We start from the raw sequence: 21983 nt of genomic DNA, 5'->3' as shown, positions 1-21983 counted from the left end.
TTGCCTAGACGAGTGGCAAACTGTTTTAAATTATTTCTTAATTTGAATTTGGTTTATTTGGATTTAGCTGCGTACTTAATTTCCGACCAGCGGACAATCACATAAGCAATTAATGCCACCATAAAAAATACCAGCATCATCCAAGCCAAACCTTGCAATGTTTCAATAATGGTGCGGTAAATTTCTAGTACCCAGCGCTCCTGAGTCAGTTCTATTACAATTTTTTTATCATTTTCGGCATAGGTCAGCGGCGTGATGTATTTTTCCATATCGTAAATACGAATGCCTGATGATGTGCCCACCACCATGCCTGCAAACTTGGTGTATTTTGCCCATGCTTCATGGATAGGGTCGTGAATGATACGTGCCAAAATATCATTAATGGAGCCAGAGAATAGACGCATCACCACAAATGACACTAAAAGTGCCAAGGCAAAAGTACTAATAATTAAGTAATAAAACATAAGCAAGGTCACTCTTTTTACTGATTTTTTCTAATCATCAATTTTTAAATTTTAGGCGAGTGTAATTTGAAAGTGTGTAGTGGAACTGTGTCTAAAGCGAGTCGTCGGGTAATGTTCAGCTTCATGTGAAACTGAACATTACATTTAGATGTTGCAAAATTACAAATGGATTTTATTGGCGAATTTGACCATCACCAAAGACCACCCATTTTTGTGAGGTTAGGCCTTCTAAGCCTACAGGGCCACGGGTATGGATTTTGTCGGTTGAAATACCAATTTCAGCACCAAGGCCATATTCAAAACCATCGGCAAAGCGAGTAGATGCATTGATCATGACTGAGCTTGAATCGACCGCAGCAAGGAACTGGCGCGCCAAGCTAAAGTTTTCAGTAATAATCGCATCGGTATGATGTGAACCATATTTATTAATATGTTCAATCGCTTCATCTATGCCTGAAACCACTTTAACCGCCAAAATCGGACCTAGATATTCGGTGTACCAGTCTTCTTCTGTGGCAGTTTTGACGGTCGTGCCTAAAATCTTTTGGGTTGCTGGGCAACCGCGTAATTCGACCTGTTTCTCTGCATACAGTTCTGCAATGCGAGGTAGAAATTGTTCTGCAACTCGCTCATCGACCAACAAGGTTTCCATAGCATTACACACGCCATAACGGTGCGTTTTGGCATTCAGTGCAATTGGTAGCGCTTTTTGCAAGTCAGCCTGTGCTTCTACAAATACGTGACAGTTACCATCTAAATGTTTAATCACTGGTATACGTGCTTCATTGCTGATGCGTTCAATCAGACTTTTACCGCCACGTGGCACAATTACATCCACATATTCAGACATGGTAATCAGTTGCCCGACTGCAGCACGGTCTGAAGTGTTAATCACTTGCACCGAAGTTTCTGGCAAACCTGAAGCTTTTAAACCGTGTTGAATCGCTGTTGCAATGGCTTGATTGGATTCCAATGCTTCAGAACCACCACGTAAAATAATGGCATTGCCTGATTTTAAAGCCAAAGATGCAGCTTCAAGGGTCACGTTCGGACGTGATTCGTAAATCATGCCTACCACACCCAGTGGCACACGCATTTTGCCTAGTTGAATACCAGATGGGCGATAGGCCATATCGGTAATTTCACCAATAGGGTCCATTAAGCCAATCACATCTTTCAGGCCTTGTAACATACCTTTAAAACGTGCGGGGTTGAGTTCTAAACGATCTAGCAGTGCGCTATCCAAGTTATTGTTACGACCTTTGGTCATATCAATTTGGTTGGCAGCTAAAATAGCAGACTCGCTATTTTCCAATGCCGTATAAATAGCCGATAACGCATTGTTTTTAGATTGGGTAGAAGCGCTTGCTAAGACACGAGAGGCTTGGCGTGCTTGTTGTCCTACCGTTTGCATATATTGTTCAATAGACTCTTGCATAGCGGTTTGATCACTTAGAAATTTCTATCTGATATTAACAGTCTGTGCCTATACAATGAAGCATCTAGGCGGAAAATTGACTAAATTGTTCAATCTTTAAATATTTTGTAATCTATTCATCTTTAAAAGTAGATGAGCGGTCATGGAAATTGTTGCGTATAAAATCAGCACCTGTATAGAATGATGCGATAAGACAATGATGTCATTCACAACAATAAGCAGGATGCCACTTCGGTAAAGATGGCAATCGTTCTATTACGAACACTTGCACAATAAAAATAAAATGCGCATGGAGGTAAGGAATATGAATTCCATGATCCAGATGGACACGGACGTACAGGACTCAGGGTCTCATGTCTGCTTTTTTGATATTTACGATAAACACAGTTTTAAACAACCTGCTCGCACCACTTGGATCAATGGCTGGAAAGTGGAATACATGGCGATTGCACAGCCTGAAACTGCTCATTTAACTCCTATTGTGATTGTTGGCGGGGCATTCCAGAATTTTAATTCTTATAAATACTGCGTAGAGCAACTATTTCGTGCTGGCCCGATTATTTTAATTGATATGCCTTCTATGGGGGCTAATCAGCAAATGACCAATGTTGAAACAGGTGAGTCTGCAGGAACGTTGGAACTGCATGACTTGGGGCACATGCTGGGTGACTGGTTGGATATAGTCGGTTTAGACAAAGTCTCGGTGATGGGCATGTCACTCGGTTCAGTGGTGGCGTCCTGTTTGGCAGATCAGCGCCCTGAATTGATTGACCGCATGATTTTAATGGGGGTGATGCAAAAGACCCGTAAAAGTTGGCGTATGTTGCTTGAAGAATCGCTGCATTTAATGAAAGAACAGCGCATGGATGAGTTTGGTCAGGCGGTGATTTTGTACTTGGTGAATCATGCCAAAATGGAACAAACCCGTATGTCGCCTACCGCAAAGCGTCTGTTTTACCGACAAATGGCAGATTTTACTGCCACTGAGCAAGATCGCTACGATGTGAACTGCAACCGTTTATTGCGCTTGACTGATGTGCCTATTCCTCAATGTAAAGTGCTGGTGGCGTGTGGGCAATATGACAGTTTTACCTTGCCACATGAAAATGCCAACTTTGCCTTACAGTGCCCGAATATGGAATTTGCCATGATTGCCAATGCCGATCATGTGCCGCAATTACAACGCCGTAAAGAAACCATGAATTTATTTGCGACTTTTTTAAGGGATGAGCCTATACAGGAATTAGAGGGTATTATTCCCATGACACGTGCGCAGCTTCTGACAATGGAACGTCGTGGTGAGGCTCGCATTGCTGTACAAAACCCGCATAGTCATTTGCAGCATCGTCATTCTGATTTGAATGTTGCCACACACATTGTCGATTTAAACTTCTTTGGTGTGTTACTTGATTTTGAAAATCCAACGTTGGCTGCACAGGCAGCACAATTTGAACGGGATATGGCCTTGCAGCTACAAGATGAAGAAGGCAGCTTTAGCATAGAGTGTTTAATTTTTGAAAGTGAAGGGTCGCAACTGCGTGCATTGTTTAAGCATGGTAGTTTTGATGTAGCAGAGCGTTTGTTGCGCTATGTAGCGTGTCAAAAAGCGCTTGCCCAAAATTTAGAATATGCCTGCTAGGTATATTGTGATTTCATAGAGCTGAAATTACTTGAATAAGAAAGAATGAAAATAGCGTGCTAAGCCACGCTATTTTTTTTGTAGGCATGAATCATCCAGACTAGATCGCCTAGATGTTCTTCATTTGAATTGTCTAGCGGGGCGCTGGAAAAATATAACTGTGGCTGTTGTACCTTGACTTGCTCAAAACCTGCACTTTGAAAAAACTGTGACAATTGCTGTGGAGATTGAAAATGGAAAGTGAAGGCACTGCGTGACATAAACTTCAGTAAGCGACTCGAACTCCAAATAAAACTGGCCAATTTGTTCTTAATGGGTTCAGGGTAAATGTCAGTTAAATAATGCAGCTCTGGAAAGTTTTGCGTGTAGTTACACATGCCTTGTAATAGCTGTTGCAGCATGTCTAAGTTAAAGTAGTTAATCAAGCCTTCACTAATAATGACCAATGGCTGCGAGTGGTCAAAATTTTCAAAAATGTCTTGGAAAGATTCACTGAAAATGTCACCTGTGAGCACTTTAGGCGCATCGGGATTAATTTGTTGCAAAGCTTGAGTCTTAATTTTTGCCATATCTGGCAAATCAAGTTCACGGTAATTCAATTCAGGAAATTTTTGTCGGAAGTTCCAACTGCGTGGCGACAATCCAGACGCAATTTCGAGTACTTGTAGTTGTGGATGCTGCTGAATCAGTTGGCTCAAATGTGCATCAATCATTTGGTGACGTTGTTTGAGTGTACTGCGCATACTTCCGCCAACATGACGTTCTGCCCAGTTTTCTAGAGGATGCACCAATTTGGCTAAAAATTTGCCTTTGCGGGTTGCAAATACAGGGTGTGATATACCCATTTGATACCAGATATAACCCGTATAATGTGCAGTAAAAGAAATATGGCGATGCTTAGATAGCGGTGGTGCTACAGGGGGAGTATTTGAACTCTGCGAGTGATCTTCTTGGGAAATTACGGTTCTTGTCATACGAATTTGGACCTTAGTTTTTTATATGGTGGTCATGTGGTTTCACAGCTATTTAGAAATAAACTCAGGTCAAAATCCTGAATGTAAGCCATGCTGAAAATATGAGAAATTTTATCATAATCAAAAAGAGACACGCTGTCGTGTCTCTTTATCGTAAAAGTAATACTCAGATTCTCAAATGAAGTGCAGGTTGAGTTTGGTTTAACTGCACTATTTGTACTGCTTATCTAAATTGTATAAGCGGTTGGGTCTCGACTGGCTTGCGCTGCCAATAAGGCTGCGCTTTGTTCTTTAAAGGTTAAGATGCGATCACGCACTGTACGCCATTCATCACCCAAGTCGAGGGTTTCACGCAACTCAACTGTGTTTAGGGCAGGAATTTTGCCACGCATACGTTCCAATCGAGCTTGATTAGGCAAAGGAAAATCCGTAATCGCATTTAAAGCCAGTTGTTGCGCTGCACGGTTGTTGCAGACCAAGCCCATATCACAGCCTGCAGCTAAGGCTGCACGCAAACGGGCATCGGCATCGCCTGCAACACAGGCTGCTTGCATGCTTAAATCATCTGAAAAGAGTACGCCATCGTAACCCATATCTTGACGCAAGACTTGTTGTAACCAAAATTCAGAAAAACCAGCAGGGTTTGGGTCGACTTGATCATAAATCACATGTGCAGGCATTAAGGCATCTAGCTGATTTTGCAACTGGATAAAGGTTTGCAGGTCATGCTGCTGAATTTCTGCAAAGGTACGTGAATCGATGGCGGCTGCCACGTGAGAATCCGCTTTAACCGAACCATGTCCAGGAAAGTGCTTGCCTGTGGTAGCCATACCTGCACGGTGCATTCCGTGTAAAAAGGCATCTGCCAAAGCAATAATGTCGGCAGGTTGTTGAGCAAAAGCACGATCTCCAATCACATCGCTGATGTCATTTAAATCCAAGACGGGTGCAAAACTAAAATCAATACCTACAGCCAGCACCTCGGTGGCCATTAACCAGCCACACTCTTCGGCAAGTTTCAGCGCACGTTCTGGTTCAGTCTGGTACAGTTCACCAAATCTACCCATAGCAGGCAATAAGGTAAAACCTTGTTTCAAGCGTTGAACTCGGCCACCTTCCTGATCCACTGCAATTAAAATATCTGGACGGACTTGGCGCATGTGATCGGTTAAGGCACGAACTTGAGCAGGTGACTGGATATTTCGGGCAAATAAAATTACGCCACCGACTTGCGGAGCGCGTAATAGTTCAATATCTTCTTGGGTAAGCTCTGTACCTGCAATGTCGAGCATCAATGCGCCAATCATAGTGGGTGTCCGTATTCGATTTTTATCAATAAAAAAACAATACCCGAATTCTGCAATGATTTGCTACATTTTGACAGTACAGATTATGATAAAACTACACGACAGAACCTAATTAAGTTATATAAGATTTTGAATCTGCTCGATTCGCATTGAAAAGCAGAGATTGGTCAAAAACCAAGGACGTAAATATTTTTATGAAACTTCAAACCATCGCTTGTGCGGTTGCTATTGCAACTGGCGGTTTTTTCTTTTCTCACGCCATTAATGAAGCGATTGCAGCCAATAACACCGCTGCAGTGGCCAACAGTATTGTGCCGACGCAGGAACAAGCTTTGGTTTCGCGTCAATTGGCGACCTTGGTCGATCGTCAGCATTATTTAAATCAGCGTTTGGATGCGTCTACATCTCAGCGTATTTTTGATTTTTATATCGACAGTCTAGACCCAGACCACACCTTGTTTTTGGCAAAGGAAGTTGAACAGTACCGTAAACAGTATGCGGCAACTTTTGGTGCATCCTTAAAAGCGGGTAATTTGGCTGGGCCGTATCAAATTCATACGCAGTACCGTGAGCGTTTAAAACAGTTTTATAATTTCATGTTGGCAGAGCTGAAAAAACCACAAAATTTAAAACAGCCAAATGTCAGTATTGAAACAGATCGAGAAAAAGCACCGTTCTTTAAAACAGAAGCAGAAATGCGTGCGCACTGGCAAAAAATGCTGGTATCTCAGCTGATTAACCTCACCATCAGCAAAGAAGAAGAACTGGCAAAACAAAAAGCCATTAAAGACAATCCTGAGTTGACCAATGGGCAAGATTTGGCTAGTCCTGAAGATTTGACTCCAGTGCAAACGCTAACCAAACGTTATACACGTCAGTTAGAGCGCATGAATCGTTTAAAGAGTGATGATGTACTGGACAAAACTTTAAATGCGATGATGCTGACTTACGATCCGCACAGTAACTACTTCCCACCAGTCGATGCGATGGAGCTAAACCGTCAAACGACTTTACAGTTGGAAGGGATTGGGGTGTCGATTCGTCCTGAACGAGGCAATGAAGATTACACCAAAATTGAAACCATTGTTGAGGGTGGCCCTGCCAGTAAAACAGGACAGGTGAAATCGGGTGACCGCATTATTGGTGTGGCGCAAGATGGCGAAAAAATGGTGGATGTGGTCGGTTGGCCAAGTAATGAAATTGTCGGTTTGATTCGTGGTAAACGTGGCACTAAAGTGACCGTGCGTTTACTTGGGGTGGGTGCTGCCATGAATCAGGCACGTAATGTGACCATTGTGCGTGATGTCATTCAGGAAGAAGATGCAGGAGTTCGTTCGCGTACTATTGACATCCAGCGTGATGGTCAAACTTATACTTACGGTGTGATTGAAATTCCATCTTTCTATTTGAACTATCGTGCACGCCGTGCGGGTAATGAATATCGCTCAGTTTCTGAAGATACCAACAATGCACTGAAAACGCTGGCTGCAAAAAATGTGGCAGGCATTATTGTAGATTTGCGCAATAACCCAGGCGGCTCACTTGAAGAAGTGGCACGTATGCTCGGGCAAGTGATTAAGTCAGGCCCTGTGGTGCAAATTCGTGATGGCAATGGCAATGTCAGCGTGTTTGAAGATGACGATGGCGGTGCACAGACTTATGCAGGCCCATTGGCGGTGATGATTAACTTAGCTTCAGCCTCTGCTAGTGAAATTTATTCTGCCGCTATTCAGGATTACCAGCGCGGGATTGTGATTGGCAGCACCACCACGGGTAAAGGCACGGCACAAGTGCAACTAGACACTTTAGCTTATGGGCAAGCGACTTTAACACAGCGTAAATTCTACCGAATTACAGGTGGCAGTACCCAAAATAAAGGGGTGATTCCAGACATTAAACTGGTGGATATTTACAATGAAGAGTTTGGTGAGCGTAAAGCTAAAAATGCATTGAAATGGGATACCATTCCAACTGCGCCATTTAAGCGTGAAGGCTCAGTACAGCCTTATATCACCAAATTAAGTCAATTGTCACAGCAACGTGTCACGCTAGATCCACAATTTAAATATTTGGAACAGCGTAAGCAAATTGCGAAGCAAGCTGAAGAACGTAAAAGTATTGTCTTAGATATTGAACAGCGCAGAGCCGAGTTAATGGCACTAGAGCAGCAAACTTTGACTGCTGAAAACAAGCGTCGTCAGGAAACAGGACTCAAACCATTTGCAAACTGGGAAAGCTATCAGGCTTCTATTGATGCCTTGGCAGAAGCACGTGCAAAAATGAAAGCAGCACAGCGTCCAGCGTTGCCTGAAGAAGAAGCATTTGTTGTTGAGGCGGCACATGTTTTACAAGACTATGCCATGTTGCAAACAGGCGCCCAAAAAGCAGATTAAACTTGTATTAATCTAAGCGTGTTTTAAAGAAAACCAGCCCATGATTGATGATGTGCTGGTTTTTTTATGCATGTTGCAAAAGCAATGGCTGTCTGGTTTTAAGTACGTTTTAAACTGATATCAGCGCTTAAATTTAATGAGGCAAAGCTAAGTTTTATATTTATTGTAACTTTGGCTATTGACCAGAAACAAGTTGTATTAGACTCTAGCGATAATGTTTTGTTTTTATGTAATTCAAGAAGTAAATAAAGTAGTTTTAATGTTTTTTTTGTTAAGCAGAGAGCATGGGATTGAGTCAGGTAAAAACAATAAATGATGATCGAAACGGAAGCCTATAATGGTTCATGTGCACTATGATCTGAGCCTTGTAATAGGTTCAATAGCAATCTCAATTTTAGCCTGCTATTTTGCAGTGTCTATTGAGCAGTTGTTATTTCAGAATGTGCAACAAAAAAATAAAACGATTGCTTTATTTATTAGTGGTGTGCTTTTAGGTGCAGCCGTGTGGTGTATGCACTTTGTGGGTATGCTGGCCTGCCATTTTCCTGCGCCGTATCAATTTAATCTGAGTTTTACCGCACTTTCCTTTTTCATTGCTTTTCTTGCCTCTACTTTTGCAGTCTGGCTCACCACCAAATCGACTTTACCTTTACCACGCTTAATTCTGAGTGGCCTGTTGATGGGCTTAGGAATTGCGGGTATGCATTACACGGGAATGATGGGTGTGGTCGTAGAAGGCTATCGTAGTCATTATGACCCGACGATTGTGCTGCTTTCAATTTTGGTCGCCATCATTGGTGCTATTGTCACCTTCTGGTTAATGTTCAGAGCAAAATGCAGGATTAGACGTCAGGCACATTATAAAATTTTAATTGCGGTATTAATGAGTCTGAGCATTGTGGCCATGCACTATATTGGCATGGAAGCATTGCATTTTCACTCTACAGAAAACTTACCCAAGTTAAGACCTGATCAATTGGAGCAAAATCAAGCACTTTTGCTAGTTTTGACCATTACAGGGCTAATTTTTGCAGCAGCCTTGGGTGTGGCGATGCTAGAACAGCGTTTAGAAGAGCAAAGCCGTAAATTATCTATCGCAAATCGTGAACTAGCCAATCAGGCGGTTAAAGATAACCTAACTAAACTGCCAAATCGTTTGTATTTGGCTGAATATGCACAATTACTTTTTTCTGAGCATCGTCAAAAAGGTAGCAAAGTTGCATTTTTATACATTGATTTAGACCGTTTTAAAGCTGTGAATGATGTATTTGGGCATCATGTAGGTGATCAGTTATTAATTCAATTGTCCAAGCGTGTGCAAACTCGTTTGAGTGACAAAACACAATTGCTCAGAATTGGCGGTGATGAATTTTTATTGGTGATTGAGCATACCGATATTGCAGAAGCGACCTTAATTTCAGAACAGGTTTTGGAACTGATCCAACAAAGTTTCTTAATCGCGGGCAAGGAAATTAATATTTCAGGCAGTATTGGGATTGCGATGTTCCCAGAACATGGCAGCAACTTGCAAGATATTTTAATGAATGCCGATGCAGCCATGCTGACATCGAAATATCAGGGACGAAATACCAGTTCGGTATTTAGTTATGATTTGGAGTTACTAGAAGCCAAAAGCCAAAGTAAATTAATCAATGATTTATATAAAGCCGTAGAACAACAACAATTTACCTTGTTTTATCAACCTAAATTTACGGCAGTGGAACACAAAAATTGTGGGGTTGAGGCATTAATTCGCTGGTATCATCCTGTGCATGGTTTATTGACGCCCAATATGTTTATTAAAGGGGCTGAAAAAACAGGTCTAATTATTCAAATAGGTTATTGGACGCTTGAAGAAGCATTTAAACAAATTCAGGCTTGGGAAAAGGCGGGAATATCTTTATTTCCAGTGGCTGTGAACTTGTCGGCAGTGCAGTTTGAGCATAAGCATCTGTTTTCAAACTTAGAAAATTTATTTAAGCGCTATAATATTCAACCGCAGCATCTTATGATTGAAGTGACTGAAACGACTGCGATGCATCATATTGAGTCGAGTATTCGTAGTTTTGAACGCTTACGTCAAATGGGTATTCAATTGGCGATTGATGATTTTGGTACAGGCCATTCCAGCTTTTTGTATTTGAAAAAACTGCCTGTGGATGAACTTAAAATTGATCGTGCATTCATTCACGATTTAACCTTAAACAGCAAAGAAGAAGTTATCTTAGAAAGTATTATTCAATTGGCCATTAAATTAGGCCTAACAGTGACAGCAGAAGGGGTTGAAAATCAGCAACAGGCTGAAATTTTAACCCGTTTGGGGTGTCAGCAATTACAAGGCTATTGGCTCGGTATGCCCATGGATGTCGAGCGTTTAGAGAGCGTATTTACTTATCCTGCTTAAAGATTGAAAACTTTTTTAATTTTAAAAATTAACAGCTTACGCTTTATACATTTTATTTTTCAAAAGCTACGACACAACCTGTCCAACTTGGGTGAGATACTCACAGTGTGGTTGAGCATGGCAGAGCAAAAGGCTTGCTAAGAACAAGCATATGATCAGCCCATTTATATAATGAATATTACTTTGGGAATAATAACAATGCCATTTTTAATTAAGCATATTGATCAAATTGCACGAGAAAAACAACGCGATGTTTTGTATGTAGATTTTGATCGAGAATTATATCCTGATTACGATTATAAAAATTGGCAGATACGCCAAGATTTAATCAATTGGCTTGATGAGCAGGATATTTCTTATCAGTTCTGTGCGGGAATGGCGAGTGAATATAGTTTTGAGTCATATCACGGACAGCTGTATTTAGATGTGATTTATGATGAAAACGACCCTGTCTATCAGCGATTAAGTCGGCATTTGGAAGACGAGCAGGGAAAACCTAAGATTAAAGGTGTGCTTTTCTTTTATTGTCCTTTGGACATGGCCATGCAGAATAAACATCACGATGAGCCAGGTTTTTGGGAAAACTGAAGCAATCTTTTTTATAGTTCCTAATAATTCAGGTGATGCGATGCAATCTAAGCACATACGTACAGCATTATTGAATCTGCTCAAACAAAATGAGCTGTCAGCACATGACCAACAGCAGTTACTTGAATATGAAGACACTTGGCAGGGTCGCGCTGTACATGAACCGAGTATAAAAATGCTGTTGGCGCAACATCCTGCTATTGGTTTGGATACACAACGTGCGCTTTTGGCAGAAAATAATGTGGTCAGACGTTTTCTGGCTAAAAACGTTTCTATTTGTGAGGAAATTCAACTTCAGCTAGTGCATGATCAGGCTATTGTTTTGGTGGGTAATCAAAACTTAACAGCTAAAGTGCAAATGGCTTTACTTCAGCAATTTCCAGTTCATTTGGAGCGCTCGAATCGCTATTTATGGAATATCCTCTTAGATCATCCTAATGTTTCAGCGCAAGCTCAACACAAAATCATGCAGGAAATGAGAGAGGAGCATATCCGAAGAAAAGCCAATCCTGAGACAGAAGTTTCAGCACAATACGGCTTTACAGTCCCTGATTTCATTGATCGAACAGCGTATATGACCACAGCGCAGCTGTTTTCTTTGTATCGCAGCGGGCATAGAAAGCAGCTTTGTAAGTTGGCACGATGTTCAAATTTAATGGAAAAGTTGCAATACAAGTTACTTGAGGTCAATGACGCGCTGATTGTTTCATTCCTTGCCGATAATCGATTTATCTGTGATGACATCAAAACGCAGATATTTGAGTCACGAAGTGCTTATATCTAAGATTTCACAATCAGACACCGACTAAAAGAATGATCTGTTTCTTTTCTCATTTGAGAAAGACAAGGTAGAAATAAGAGTACAGTGTTTTGCTGCCCAGTAACTTGTGAAGACAAAAAGCATAAATCTGCTACAATATCGCCAATTTTTCATATTGATCATTTTGGTCTTATACACTGCGATTCTGCAGTAGGTGTCTTGCATGAGTTTTAAAGATGAGTTAGCGGCGCAGGTCGCACAGCGACGTACTTTCGCGATTATTTCCCACCCCGATGCTGGTAAAACCACCATGACAGAAAAACTGCTGTTATGGGGACAGGCCATTCAGGTTGCAGGGATGGTGAAAAGCCGTAAGTCTGACCGTGGTGCTACATCTGACTGGATGGAAATGGAAAAAGAGCGTGGAATTTCCATTACCACCTCGGTGATGCAATTCCCATATAAAGACAAAATGATTAACCTGCTCGACACCCCAGGGCACGAAGATTTCTCTGAAGATACTTACCGTACTTTAACGGCTGTGGATTCAGCCTTGATGGTAATTGATGGTGCAAAAGGGGTCGAAGACCGAACCATCAAATTGATGGATGTGTGTCGTATGCGTGACACCCCCATTATTTCATTTGTGAACAAAATGGACCGTGAAATTCGTGAGCCATTGGAATTGTTAGATGAAATTGAAAACGTCTTAAAAATTAAATGTGTTCCAATTACTTGGCCTTTGGGTACGGGGCGTGATTTTGCCGGTGTATTTAACCTGATTGAAGAAAAATTTTATGTTTACAAATCAGGCTTTGGTTCAACCATTACTGAAATTGAAATTCGCGATGGTTATAACCATGCAGATTTACGTGAAAAAGTAGGTGAGTTGGCTTGGGCGGCATTTGAAGAGTCACTGGAGCTGGTGCAAATGGCGAATGAGCCATTAGACCGTGAAGAATTCTTGGCGGGCCGTCAAACTCCAGTGTTATTTGGTACCGCATTGGGCAATTTTGGGGTAGATCACGTCCTGAATGCGTTTAGTGAATATGCACCACCACCGAAGGCACATCCGACACAAGACCGTATTGTTGAAGCCAATGAAGAAGGCTTTAGTGGCTTTGTATTTAAGATTCAGGCCAATATGGACCCTAAACACCGTGACCGTATTGCATTCATGCGAATTTGTTCGGGTAAGTATGAAAAAGGCTTGAAAATGAAACATGTACGCATAGATAAAGATGTGCGTATTAGTGATGCCTTAACCTTCTTAGCAGGTGACCGCCAGCATTTAGAAGAAGCATGGCCAGGTGATATTATTGGTTTGCATAACCACGGTACCATTCAAATTGGTGATACATTCACTTCGGGTGAAAAGCTACAATTTACAGGTATTCCACACTTTGCACCTGAAATGTTCCGCCGTGTACGTTTGAAAGACCCTTTAAAATCTAAACAGCTACAAAAAGGGTTGAAAGAGCTTTCAGAAGAAGGTGCAACACAGGTCTTTATGCCACAAAACAGCAATGACTTGATTGTTGGCGCTGTGGGTGTCTTACAGTTTGAGGTGGTGGCGTATCGTCTGAAAGAAGAATATAAAGTCGATTGTATGTATGAGCCAGTCAGCATCAATACCGTGCGTTGGGTGTCTTGTGCAGATGAGAAAAAATTTAACGAGTTTAAGAAAAAAGCCCACGACCAATTGTCGGTCGATGGTGGTGGTCACTTAACTTATCTCGCACCTAGCCGCGTGAATTTACAGTTAATGCAAGAGCGTTATCCTGATATTGAGTTTAGAAATACGCGTGAGCACTAAGTTCAAGCTTTCAAAAATAAAACAGCTTCATCACGAAGCTGTTTTATTATGGCTGGTGATTATTTTTAGATAAATACATTGGGGATGTCATGCTGCAAAAAACAGTCTATCTGGGAGTAATGTTGAGTGGGGCGATCTTACTCAGTGCCTGTGACTCATCTCAACAAAATAAAAATGCAGATGAGCAAACCTCTATTTTTCAGAAAGATCAGGCTGAAGTTTTACCTTATTTAAATATCAAACAACAAGCCGCAGCTATTGCTTTGCCTTTTTGTGAAAACAGAAATTGCATAGAGCTGGAAATTCAAACTTTAAATACCCAAGATGCATGGCTAAATGACTGGATTGCCAAAAATCAGGCCATGGTGATTCAAGATCAAATTGGCTTAAAGCAAAATATGAGTTTGCAGCAAGCGGTAGATGCTTATGTGAAAAAATCTGATGCATGGCAGGCAGCACTGGCACAAAATAAAGCCTATGAATTGGCGATGTACACTCGAATTGCCTATCAGCGTAATCAGTATGTATTGTTACAGGTTGGGGTAGATACCCAGCAAGAAGGTACGCACATTAAAGAGCGTTATTATTTCTTTGTGGCAGACCGTAAACAGCAAAAAGCTTTATCTGTTTTAGATGTAATTGATCCTAAGCAACAAACTAAGATGCATACCTTTGTGCAGCAGGCCTATCAAGACTGGTTGAAAGAGCAGAGCAGTGAAATACAAAACAATGCGTCAGAAAAACTATATTGGGGGCAGGCAGACTGGTTTTTTGATGATCAAGGCTTAGGTTTGCATTACCGTACCCATGAAATTGTGCAAGATGGACCACAGTTTGATATTTACCTAAGCAAAGCACAAACACAACAAGTTTTAAAAGCAGAAATCTACCCATCTATGTTTTAGTAGGTTTTAGTAGAGATTGATTATAAGCAGCAACACGTACCTATGATTGGGTCACGTATATGCTCATCAAAAAAAGGTTGTATTCATGTTGAAACATAAAACGATATTAACGGTCAGTATTTTAATTGCAACTTTAGGGGTCACAGCGTGTCAGCCTAAAAAAACTGAGCCAGAAACGGCTGAGCCAAGTCAAACAGAAGTTGAACAGCAAAGTTTAAAACTCGTGGGTGATACTGAAAAACTGAACTTGGCATTGCCACAATGTGAGGGCAAGAATTGCCCTGAAATGACTATTGAGCGTTTAAACAGTAATCAGGCATTTATTGATCATTTTATTGATCAGCAAATTATTAAAGAACTCTCGCAAATATTGACGATTGCACCAAAACAGGCTGCTTCAGAAGCATCAGCCGCACAGGCAGCAGAAGTGACTGCAGCAAGTACTGCTGAAGCACCTGCTAGTAACCCAACAGCCGCCGCAATTGCTCAAGTAGAAACTTTGGCACAAAAACTGGAAAAGCAAACAGTGCCGTATGTGCAAAGTTTTTTAATGCTTGATCAGGAGCTGAAAGCCCTCAGCTCGAATCATAAAATCAGTTTGATGATTAAGCCTAAAATTCTGAATGCAGATCAACCCTTAGCAACGGTAGTGTTAAATAGCAGTAGCTATTTAGGCGGAGCGCATGGTACATCGGCGCAGCAGTATTATAATTTTGATTTAGAAAAGAAAAAATTAGTCACATTGAATGACATTTTGTTAGATCAGCAGCGCCCACAATTAGAAGGTAAAGCCTATGAGGCATTTAAAAACTGGGTGATCGAATCTGAATTGTCTACCAACGTGAAGGAATATGAGCAGGCGTGGAAATTTAAACTGTCTGATAATTATTACCTAGGCCAACAAGGATTGATTTTGCAATATGCAGAATATGAAATTGGGCCTTATGTGGTAGGGTTGCCACGTTTGACCATTCCTTATGCAGATTTACAGGGTATTTTAAAAACTGCTTACTTGCCACAAGCTGAAACACAGCCTGCAGCGGCAAGTGAAGCCGCAAGCAGTGATGCCCAAGCAAAGCCGAAGTCTTAATATGAACCTCCCGCTATTTGATACGCATACCCATTTTGATGTTGCCGATTTTGATGCTGATCGGGAGCAATTGGCGTATGCGGCCAAGGCTGCGGGGGTAGAACATTTAGTACTGATTGGTTTTGTGCAATCACGCTTTCAGGATTTGATTACAACCCAGCAGTATTTGAATCAACTTGATCAGGCGCCACGTAGTCATTTGGCGCCTGGGCTGCATCCGTTTTATATCGAACAGCATCAGCGTCAGCATTTACACGATTTGGAGCAAATTTTACAACAGCAACATTGTATTGCTGTGGGGGAAATTGGTTTAGATACTTTTTTAGCTGAACATAAACACGCTGAGGAATTTCAAAAACAGCAAGATTTTTTTACAGCCCAATTGGAAATTGCCCGTCATTGGCAAAAGCCTGTATTGCTACATATCCGTAAAGCGCATGCCGATGTATTAAAAATTTTAAAACAACAACAGTTTAAACTTGGCGGCATCGCTCATGCTTTTAGTGGTGGGGTCGAAGAGGCGAAAGCCCTGATCAAACTGGGTTTTAAAATTGGTGTGACAGGACAGATCACTAACCCTAATGCAAAAAAACTGCGTCGTGTTGTACAAGAAATTGGTGTTGAGCATTTGGTTTTGGAAACCGACTGTCCCGACATGACGCCATTATGTTGCCAAACCGATACTCAAACCCGTACCCGCAATACGCCTGCCAACTTGATCTATGTGCTTGAAGGTTTAGCGGCTTGTTTGAATATCTCACCACAAGCGCTAGCTGAACAGCTTTGGCAAAATACATTTCAGGTTTTAGATGTGCGTGAAACAACACCCAAGCCCTGAAACACAGTAAAATGCCCCTACCTTGAAACTATATTTGATGAGCGCATGACTGACCTTCTTCAAGATGACGAATATGAACGCCGTTTTGCAGGCGTTGCCAAAATTTATGGTGACAGTGCATTTCAACATTATGCGCATAGTCATGTGATGGTCATTGGTATTGGCGGGGTTGGTTCTTGGGCGGTCGAGGCCTTAGCGCGTACAGGCATAGGTGAGCTGACTTTGGTCGATATGGATGTGGTCGCAGCATCGAACATTAACCGTCAGTTACCTGCCATGAGTTCGACCTTAGGACATGAAAAAATTAATGTGATGGCAGAGCGTTGTCGTTCGATTAATCCACGCATCAAAATTAATTTAGTGGATGATTACTTAACCCCTGACAACGTCAAAGTGTTATTGGCAACGGCCCCTGACTTGGTGTTGGATTGCATCGATGATGTTAAAGCTAAACTGGCGTTAATGTTGCATTGCCGTTTTAACAAGATACCGCTTATTGTGTCGGGTGGTGCAGGTGGGAAGCTTGATCCACTTAAAATTCGGGTAGCAGATTTATCTAAAACCGAACAAGACCCAATGCTGGCTAAATTGCGTGCCCAATTACGCAGCAAAGGCATTTGTAAAAAGCCAAAAGAAAAGTTTGGTATTACCTGCGTGTATTCTATAGACAATCCATTTTCCAGTGCAGATGTTTGCCCAAGTGCAGGCTTACGTTGTGGTGGCTATGGTTCGGCTGTGGTGGTTACGTCCAGTTTTGCAATGGTGGCTGTGGCTGAAGTGCTGAAAAAGCTGGATGCACTGCACAGCAAAAAATAGGCAGAACACCTGCCATGCTGGGCGTATTCAGCATGATCTTTTACAACGATGTCTTGCTAAAAGTATGAATTGAAATTTATTCTGCCTGAAGCGACTGCTGCTCTTTTAAATAGGCTTCTGTACGTTGCATGGCCGCCTGAATATTGGCTAGCGCATTTTCGACATCGGCAAAGGTTTTGGCGTTGCCACCACTTAAGGCCTGACGCCATTTTCGTGCACCAGGTAAGTTTTGGAATAAACCCAAAATATGGCGGGTAATCACAGATAGGGGAGCACCTTGTTGTAAGCGTTGCTCAATGTACGGCAACATTTGCTGCATAATTTCAAAACGATCAGGCTGTTCGAGATTCCATAATTGGCCAAGTTCTGCCAATAAATATGGATTGTGATATGCCTCACGTCCAATCATCACCCCATCGACATGCTGTAAATGCGCCTGAGTTTCTGTAAAGGTTTTAATTCCGCCATTAATTTCAATGAATAAGTCAGGGCGGTCTTGTTTTAAGCGGTAGACATCTTCATAGCGCAGGGGCGGAACTTCACGGTTTTCTTTAGGCGATAGACCTTGCAGCAAAGCAATCCGTGCATGCACAATAAAATGAGTACAGCCTGTTTGTGCAACAGTATCGACAAAATGCAGCATTTCTTCATAGGAGTGCATATCATCAATGCCTATACGGTGTTTGACTGTCACAGGAATGTCCACCACTTGACGCATCGCGGCAATACATTCAGCCACTAAATTAGGCTCTGCCATTAAGCAGGCACCAATTTTATTGTTTTGTACCCGATCACTTGGGCAGCCGACATTTAGGTTGATTTCATCATAGCCCCAGTCTTGCGCCATTTTGCTGCAGCTTGCTAAATCCTGAGGGTTTGAGCCACCTAGTTGCAACACAATTGGATGTTCTTCTTTGCTGTAATCGAGGTGACGTTTGGCATCTCCAAATAAGATGGCGCCTGTTGTGACCATTTCGGTGTATAGCACAATGTTTGGATTAAACAAGCGTGCAAAAAAACGATAATCACGAGTAGTCCAATCCATCATAGGTGCAACGGATATACGAGGCTGTAAATTTTGGATGGCACGCGTCATAACACACCTGACTGGAAGAGCAAAGATAAGCCGCGCATTATACGGGGTTTGAGCAAAAATCGACAGCGCTAGCGTAGCATCCTAATAAGGGGGTATTTTGAGACTGTAGCGCCTAATAAAAGGATACAAGAAAGCGAAGCGACTGAACGATTGGGTATTTGTATCCTTTAACTTTTTTTAGTATGTTGAAGAGATAACGATAAAGCGGCATAAGAGGGATAATAATATGCTGGTTTTAGAAGAAATTTATCGAACCAAGAAAAACGAGTTTTCTGCAGCCTTTAATTTACGCATGCAGCGCAGTTTGAGTTGGTGGAAAAAAGCCATTGCTTTGCATGATGATATTGATTTGCAATTTATGAGCACTTGGGTGGCGCTGAATGCCTTATACGCACAAGGGAAAGCGGCAGAGCAAGAACAACAGACCTTACAGCAGTTTGCATTTAGAGTTTATCAAAAAGATGTTGATCAGCGGATTTCTAGAATTTTGTGGGAAAAGCATCCACAAAGTTTGGAGGTTTTACTGACTAATCCGTATTTGTGTCAAAGTTTTTGGGATTGGCGCAATCAAAAAATCAGCGAAGGTACCTGGCGTACAGATTTTGAATCGGAAAAACAGCACATCATGCAGGCTTTGCATACCCACGATTCAGCCAGTATTTTAAGCTTTGTGTTCAAGCGCTTATCGACTTTGCATCAACAACTCGTGCAAGGCGGTGCAACGTATAATAGTGCAATTAACCGCAAACAGCTCAGTCATGCCAGTCTTTTACTTTCGACATTACTGCCGTGTTTTATCCAAATTTTATTGGAGAATGTTGAAAGTTTAGAATGGAATGAGTGGAGTCAGCCTTTTTATCCTGTGATGCAAATGTCCTAAACTGGATGGTTGTCGTCAGTCACTTTAAGCTTCTGCAAGATGCTTGCGCTGATGCGTGTGATCAAGCAGGGCAAAGCACATTGCGGCTGCAACAAAACACAGTCCAACCATACAGCTCCATAGCCAGCCGCCTTGCTGCCATGCGTAAATCCCTAAAGCGGAACCGCAGGCACCACCTGTAAAATAACTGGTCATATAGACTGAATTGATACGTGATTTGGCATCTGGGCGTAAGCGGAAAATAATATTTTGATTGCTGCTATGCACAGTCGCTAAGCCAAGGTTAATCAAGCCAAAACCTAAAATATAACTCCACAGTTGGAATTGACCAAAGTAGAGAAATATCCAGCTGATACCGAGCAAGGTTAAGCCGCCCCAAGTCAGCGCTGTGACATAGCCGCGATCTGCAATTTTACCCACTTGTTTGGTCGAAAGTGCGCCAAATACTCCGACCAAAGCCACAATGCCGACCATGACATCGGCTAAGCCAAAACTAGATTTGAGTAATACGGCAATGGTGGAAAATAAAACACTCATCGCAGCAAAAGCAAAAGCCCCGAGTAATGCACGATACACCAAGCGGCGTTCTTCTAAAATCAGTCGGCCCATGGACTGAAATACTGCAAAGTAGCTGAGTTTGCTGGTAGAAATAAAAGGCAAACGTGCTTTAAGTACCGCAGCAATACACAACATGAATATCCCGCTGAGCAGATAAATCACTTTCCAGTGAAATAAATTAGATAGCAAGCCTGCTAAACTGGTCGAAAGTAAAATACCGACCAATAAACCACTCATCAGCAAACCAACAACTTCTCCCATTTTTTCAGGTTTTACGGTCATGGTCGCAAAAGGAATTAATACTTGTGCCGCCACAGAGAATAGCCCTGTGATGATGGTGCCAATCCAAAGCATGCTTAAATTGCTAGAAAAGGCACACAAAAATAAACCTACCGATGCCAAGAACATGAGCAAGGGGATGAACTTGGTTTTATTGACAATATCGCCCATCGGTACAATAAACAGTAAGCCGAGTGCATAAGAGACTTGTGCAAATGTCACAGTCAGTGCAACTTGTGACTGTGGAATTTGAAAAGATTGATGAATGGAGTAAATCAGAGGTTGGCAATAATAATTTGCACCTGCACATAAACCGCAGGCAATCGCCATTAACCATAAAAGGGTTTTGTCTTGGCTAATGTCAGGTGCAGTATTCATAGTCTTCCTAGCTTATAAGGCAGTGTGATGCTGTGAGTAAATAGGATGCTGTTTGAGTTTGAGCAATAAAAAATCGGTGAGTATCCTAAACTTTGTGGTGATGTTTTAAGTCTTTAATGTGAAAACTTGTTTTTGGACAATGTAATCATCATCACCCCTATAATATTCAGCAGACAGCCCAACCATTGTATGCCATTCAGGTGCTCACCTAAAAATGCTGTCGCCAATAAAATCGTTAAAATGGGGCCAATTGAGGCAATCATAGCTGATTGTGCTGCACCTAAACGGGCGATGCTGTGCGCCATTAACAAGGTAGGCAGTACTGTCACAAAAATGCCCAAGGCAACGCCGTAGCCCAGTACCTGTAATGGCAGCTGCTGAATCAAAGCTAGAGGATGCGGTGTGGCCAAGCAGTAATGAACCAAGGTACCTAAGCAGGCAATGCTTAAAGCCAAGCCTGTAAAATTCCATGAGCCAAAATGTTGAATCAATCGTCGAGTCAGCAGCAAATAACCCGCAAAACATACCGCACTGGCAAAGACTAAACTGCTGCCTAGCCAAAAGTATGAGTCGTGTGGTGTGTTACTTTGTTCTTGTAGCATCACAATGACTGTGCCGCCATAACTCAGAGCAATGGCAAGTAAACTCAGCCAGCTGAGTTTTTGTTTATAGATCAGGCTAGACGCCAATACAGTCAGAGTTGGATATAAAAAAAGAATAATCCGTTCTAATGATGCGCTAATGAACATCAACCCTAAAAAGTCTAACCAGCTAGAAAAGTAATAGCCGATCAAACCTGAAAAAATCAGCAGTAGCCAATTGCCTTTGGAAATGTTGCGGCTGTGCTGATGGTTGAACCAGCAAATCAACAGAAAAAACGGCAAGGCACTGGCCATACGTAAAGCCATGAGCACAGTGGCATCGACCAATGGCGAAAGTGCATAAGCCTGTTTAATAAAAATCGCTTTGGTGCTGAACAAAAATGCAGCGAATAGCGCAAAGATGGAACCCCATTGCGTGGCATTAAGTTTGATCATGGCAAAAGCTAAAGTGAGGGATGAATGTAAAGTACGATAAAAAGAGTTGAGTGATCCTGCATAGGATTTAAAGCAGCCAGTGTGGCAGGAAAAATCAACAACTAAGCATAGCGGATTTTGTGTGAAGGGTCTGCTTTAAAACATCGAAATTAAGTGAAAAGTAAAATAGATTGTGGTTGCACGATAATAGTGCAAAAACTTTTAAAATATTACAAAACACACAAAATCCATCATCAGAAAAAATGATGTTTAAAAAAATTCAAAAAAATAATAGCGGTCAACTTAGACATACACTGAATAAACTTACAGAGGGTTTAAAAGTT

Annotated in this window: 18 protein-coding genes; 11 read left to right on the top strand and 7 right to left on the bottom strand. The window is 41.7% G+C overall.

Going from position 1 to position 21983, the window contains the following annotated elements; genetic code table 11:
- Positions 1 to 53: 53 nt before the first annotated feature.
- Both ACNS8M_RS11570 and ACNS8M_RS11565 read right to left on the bottom strand, forming a co-directional pair.
- A complete protein-coding gene (locus tag ACNS8M_RS11570) occupies positions 54 to 464 on the bottom strand; it encodes a hypothetical protein (protein WP_180072711.1) in 411 nt (136 codons plus the stop codon).
- 172 nt (positions 465 to 636) lie between these two features.
- Complete coding sequence (locus ACNS8M_RS11565; protein WP_168459999.1) at positions 637 to 1902, bottom strand: glutamate-5-semialdehyde dehydrogenase; 1266 nt, start codon at positions 1900 to 1902, stop codon at positions 637 to 639.
- Between the two features lie 304 nt (positions 1903 to 2206).
- Here ACNS8M_RS11565 and ACNS8M_RS11560 point away from each other — a divergent pair, with 304 nt between their 5' ends.
- Positions 2207 to 3541, top strand: coding sequence for an alpha/beta fold hydrolase (locus ACNS8M_RS11560; RefSeq protein ID WP_419224820.1), 1335 nt, complete (start codon positions 2207 to 2209; stop codon positions 3539 to 3541).
- 59 nt (positions 3542 to 3600) lie between these two features.
- Here ACNS8M_RS11560 and ACNS8M_RS11555 read toward each other — a convergent pair whose 3' ends face one another.
- Together ACNS8M_RS11555 and nagZ are read right to left on the bottom strand one after the other, a co-directional pair.
- Positions 3601 to 4515 carry a class I SAM-dependent methyltransferase gene (locus tag ACNS8M_RS11555; RefSeq protein ID WP_178318775.1) on the bottom strand — a complete coding sequence of 305 codons (915 nt, stop codon included), beginning with the start codon at positions 4513 to 4515 and terminating at the stop codon, positions 3601 to 3603.
- 227 nt (positions 4516 to 4742) lie between these two features.
- Positions 4743 to 5822, bottom strand: coding sequence for a beta-N-acetylhexosaminidase (nagZ, locus tag ACNS8M_RS11550; RefSeq protein WP_419224819.1), 1080 nt, complete (start codon positions 5820 to 5822; stop codon positions 4743 to 4745).
- Between the two features lie 194 nt (positions 5823 to 6016).
- Between nagZ and ACNS8M_RS11545 the strand changes: the two genes are divergently transcribed.
- From ACNS8M_RS11545 to ACNS8M_RS11505, 9 genes are all read left to right on the top strand, one after another.
- Positions 6017 to 8215 carry a carboxy terminal-processing peptidase gene (locus ACNS8M_RS11545; protein ID WP_168417906.1) on the top strand — a complete coding sequence of 733 codons (2199 nt, stop codon included), beginning with the start codon at positions 6017 to 6019 and terminating at the stop codon, positions 8213 to 8215.
- A 337-nt stretch (positions 8216 to 8552) separates the two neighbouring features.
- A complete protein-coding gene (locus tag ACNS8M_RS11540; protein WP_168460005.1) occupies positions 8553 to 10619 on the top strand; it encodes a putative bifunctional diguanylate cyclase/phosphodiesterase in 2067 nt (688 codons plus the stop codon).
- A 198-nt stretch (positions 10620 to 10817) separates the two neighbouring features.
- Positions 10818 to 11207, top strand: a complete 390-nt coding sequence (locus tag ACNS8M_RS11535; protein WP_168417908.1) for a hypothetical protein — start codon at positions 10818 to 10820, stop codon at positions 11205 to 11207.
- Between the two features lie 40 nt (positions 11208 to 11247).
- A complete protein-coding gene (locus ACNS8M_RS11530) occupies positions 11248 to 11991 on the top strand; it encodes a hypothetical protein (protein ID WP_419224818.1) in 744 nt (247 codons plus the stop codon).
- A 199-nt stretch (positions 11992 to 12190) separates the two neighbouring features.
- Positions 12191 to 13783 carry a peptide chain release factor 3 gene (locus ACNS8M_RS11525; protein ID WP_168417910.1) on the top strand — a complete coding sequence of 531 codons (1593 nt, stop codon included), beginning with the start codon at positions 12191 to 12193 and terminating at the stop codon, positions 13781 to 13783.
- An 89-nt stretch (positions 13784 to 13872) separates the two neighbouring features.
- Positions 13873 to 14688 carry a hypothetical protein gene (locus tag ACNS8M_RS11520; RefSeq protein ID WP_168417911.1) on the top strand — a complete coding sequence of 272 codons (816 nt, stop codon included), beginning with the start codon at positions 13873 to 13875 and terminating at the stop codon, positions 14686 to 14688.
- An 85-nt stretch (positions 14689 to 14773) separates the two neighbouring features.
- Complete coding sequence (locus tag ACNS8M_RS11515; RefSeq protein ID WP_168526522.1) at positions 14774 to 15778, top strand: RsiV family protein; 1005 nt, start codon at positions 14774 to 14776, stop codon at positions 15776 to 15778.
- Position 15779: 1 nt separating this feature from the next.
- The gene (locus ACNS8M_RS11510; RefSeq protein ID WP_168417913.1) at positions 15780 to 16616 is read left to right on the top strand and encodes a TatD family hydrolase; all 837 of its coding nucleotides are present in this window, start codon (positions 15780 to 15782) and stop codon (positions 16614 to 16616) included.
- A 45-nt stretch (positions 16617 to 16661) separates the two neighbouring features.
- Positions 16662 to 17432 carry a tRNA threonylcarbamoyladenosine dehydratase gene (locus ACNS8M_RS11505; protein ID WP_194558046.1) on the top strand — a complete coding sequence of 257 codons (771 nt, stop codon included), beginning with the start codon at positions 16662 to 16664 and terminating at the stop codon, positions 17430 to 17432.
- A 76-nt stretch (positions 17433 to 17508) separates the two neighbouring features.
- Here ACNS8M_RS11505 and dusA read toward each other — a convergent pair whose 3' ends face one another.
- Positions 17509 to 18528 carry a tRNA dihydrouridine(20/20a) synthase DusA gene (gene dusA / locus ACNS8M_RS11500; RefSeq protein WP_286429578.1) on the bottom strand — a complete coding sequence of 340 codons (1020 nt, stop codon included), beginning with the start codon at positions 18526 to 18528 and terminating at the stop codon, positions 17509 to 17511.
- A gap of 226 nt (positions 18529 to 18754) precedes the next feature.
- Here dusA and ACNS8M_RS11495 point away from each other — a divergent pair, with 226 nt between their 5' ends.
- The gene (locus ACNS8M_RS11495) at positions 18755 to 19408 is read left to right on the top strand and encodes a hypothetical protein (protein WP_419224817.1); all 654 of its coding nucleotides are present in this window, start codon (positions 18755 to 18757) and stop codon (positions 19406 to 19408) included.
- Positions 19409 to 19432: 24 nt separating this feature from the next.
- Here ACNS8M_RS11495 and ACNS8M_RS11490 read toward each other — a convergent pair whose 3' ends face one another.
- Both ACNS8M_RS11490 and ACNS8M_RS11485 read right to left on the bottom strand, forming a co-directional pair.
- A complete protein-coding gene (locus ACNS8M_RS11490) occupies positions 19433 to 20623 on the bottom strand; it encodes an MFS transporter (protein WP_168541486.1) in 1191 nt (396 codons plus the stop codon).
- Positions 20624 to 20736: 113 nt separating this feature from the next.
- Positions 20737 to 21660, bottom strand: a complete 924-nt coding sequence (locus ACNS8M_RS11485; protein WP_419224816.1) for a DMT family transporter — start codon at positions 21658 to 21660, stop codon at positions 20737 to 20739.
- Positions 21661 to 21983: the final 323 nt, after the last annotated feature.

It is taken from the genome of Acinetobacter sp. A2, from assembly GCF_048537555.1.
Classification (GTDB): Bacteria; Pseudomonadota; Gammaproteobacteria; order Pseudomonadales; family Moraxellaceae; genus Acinetobacter.
This window is presented reverse-complemented; position numbering and strand designations above follow the sequence as displayed.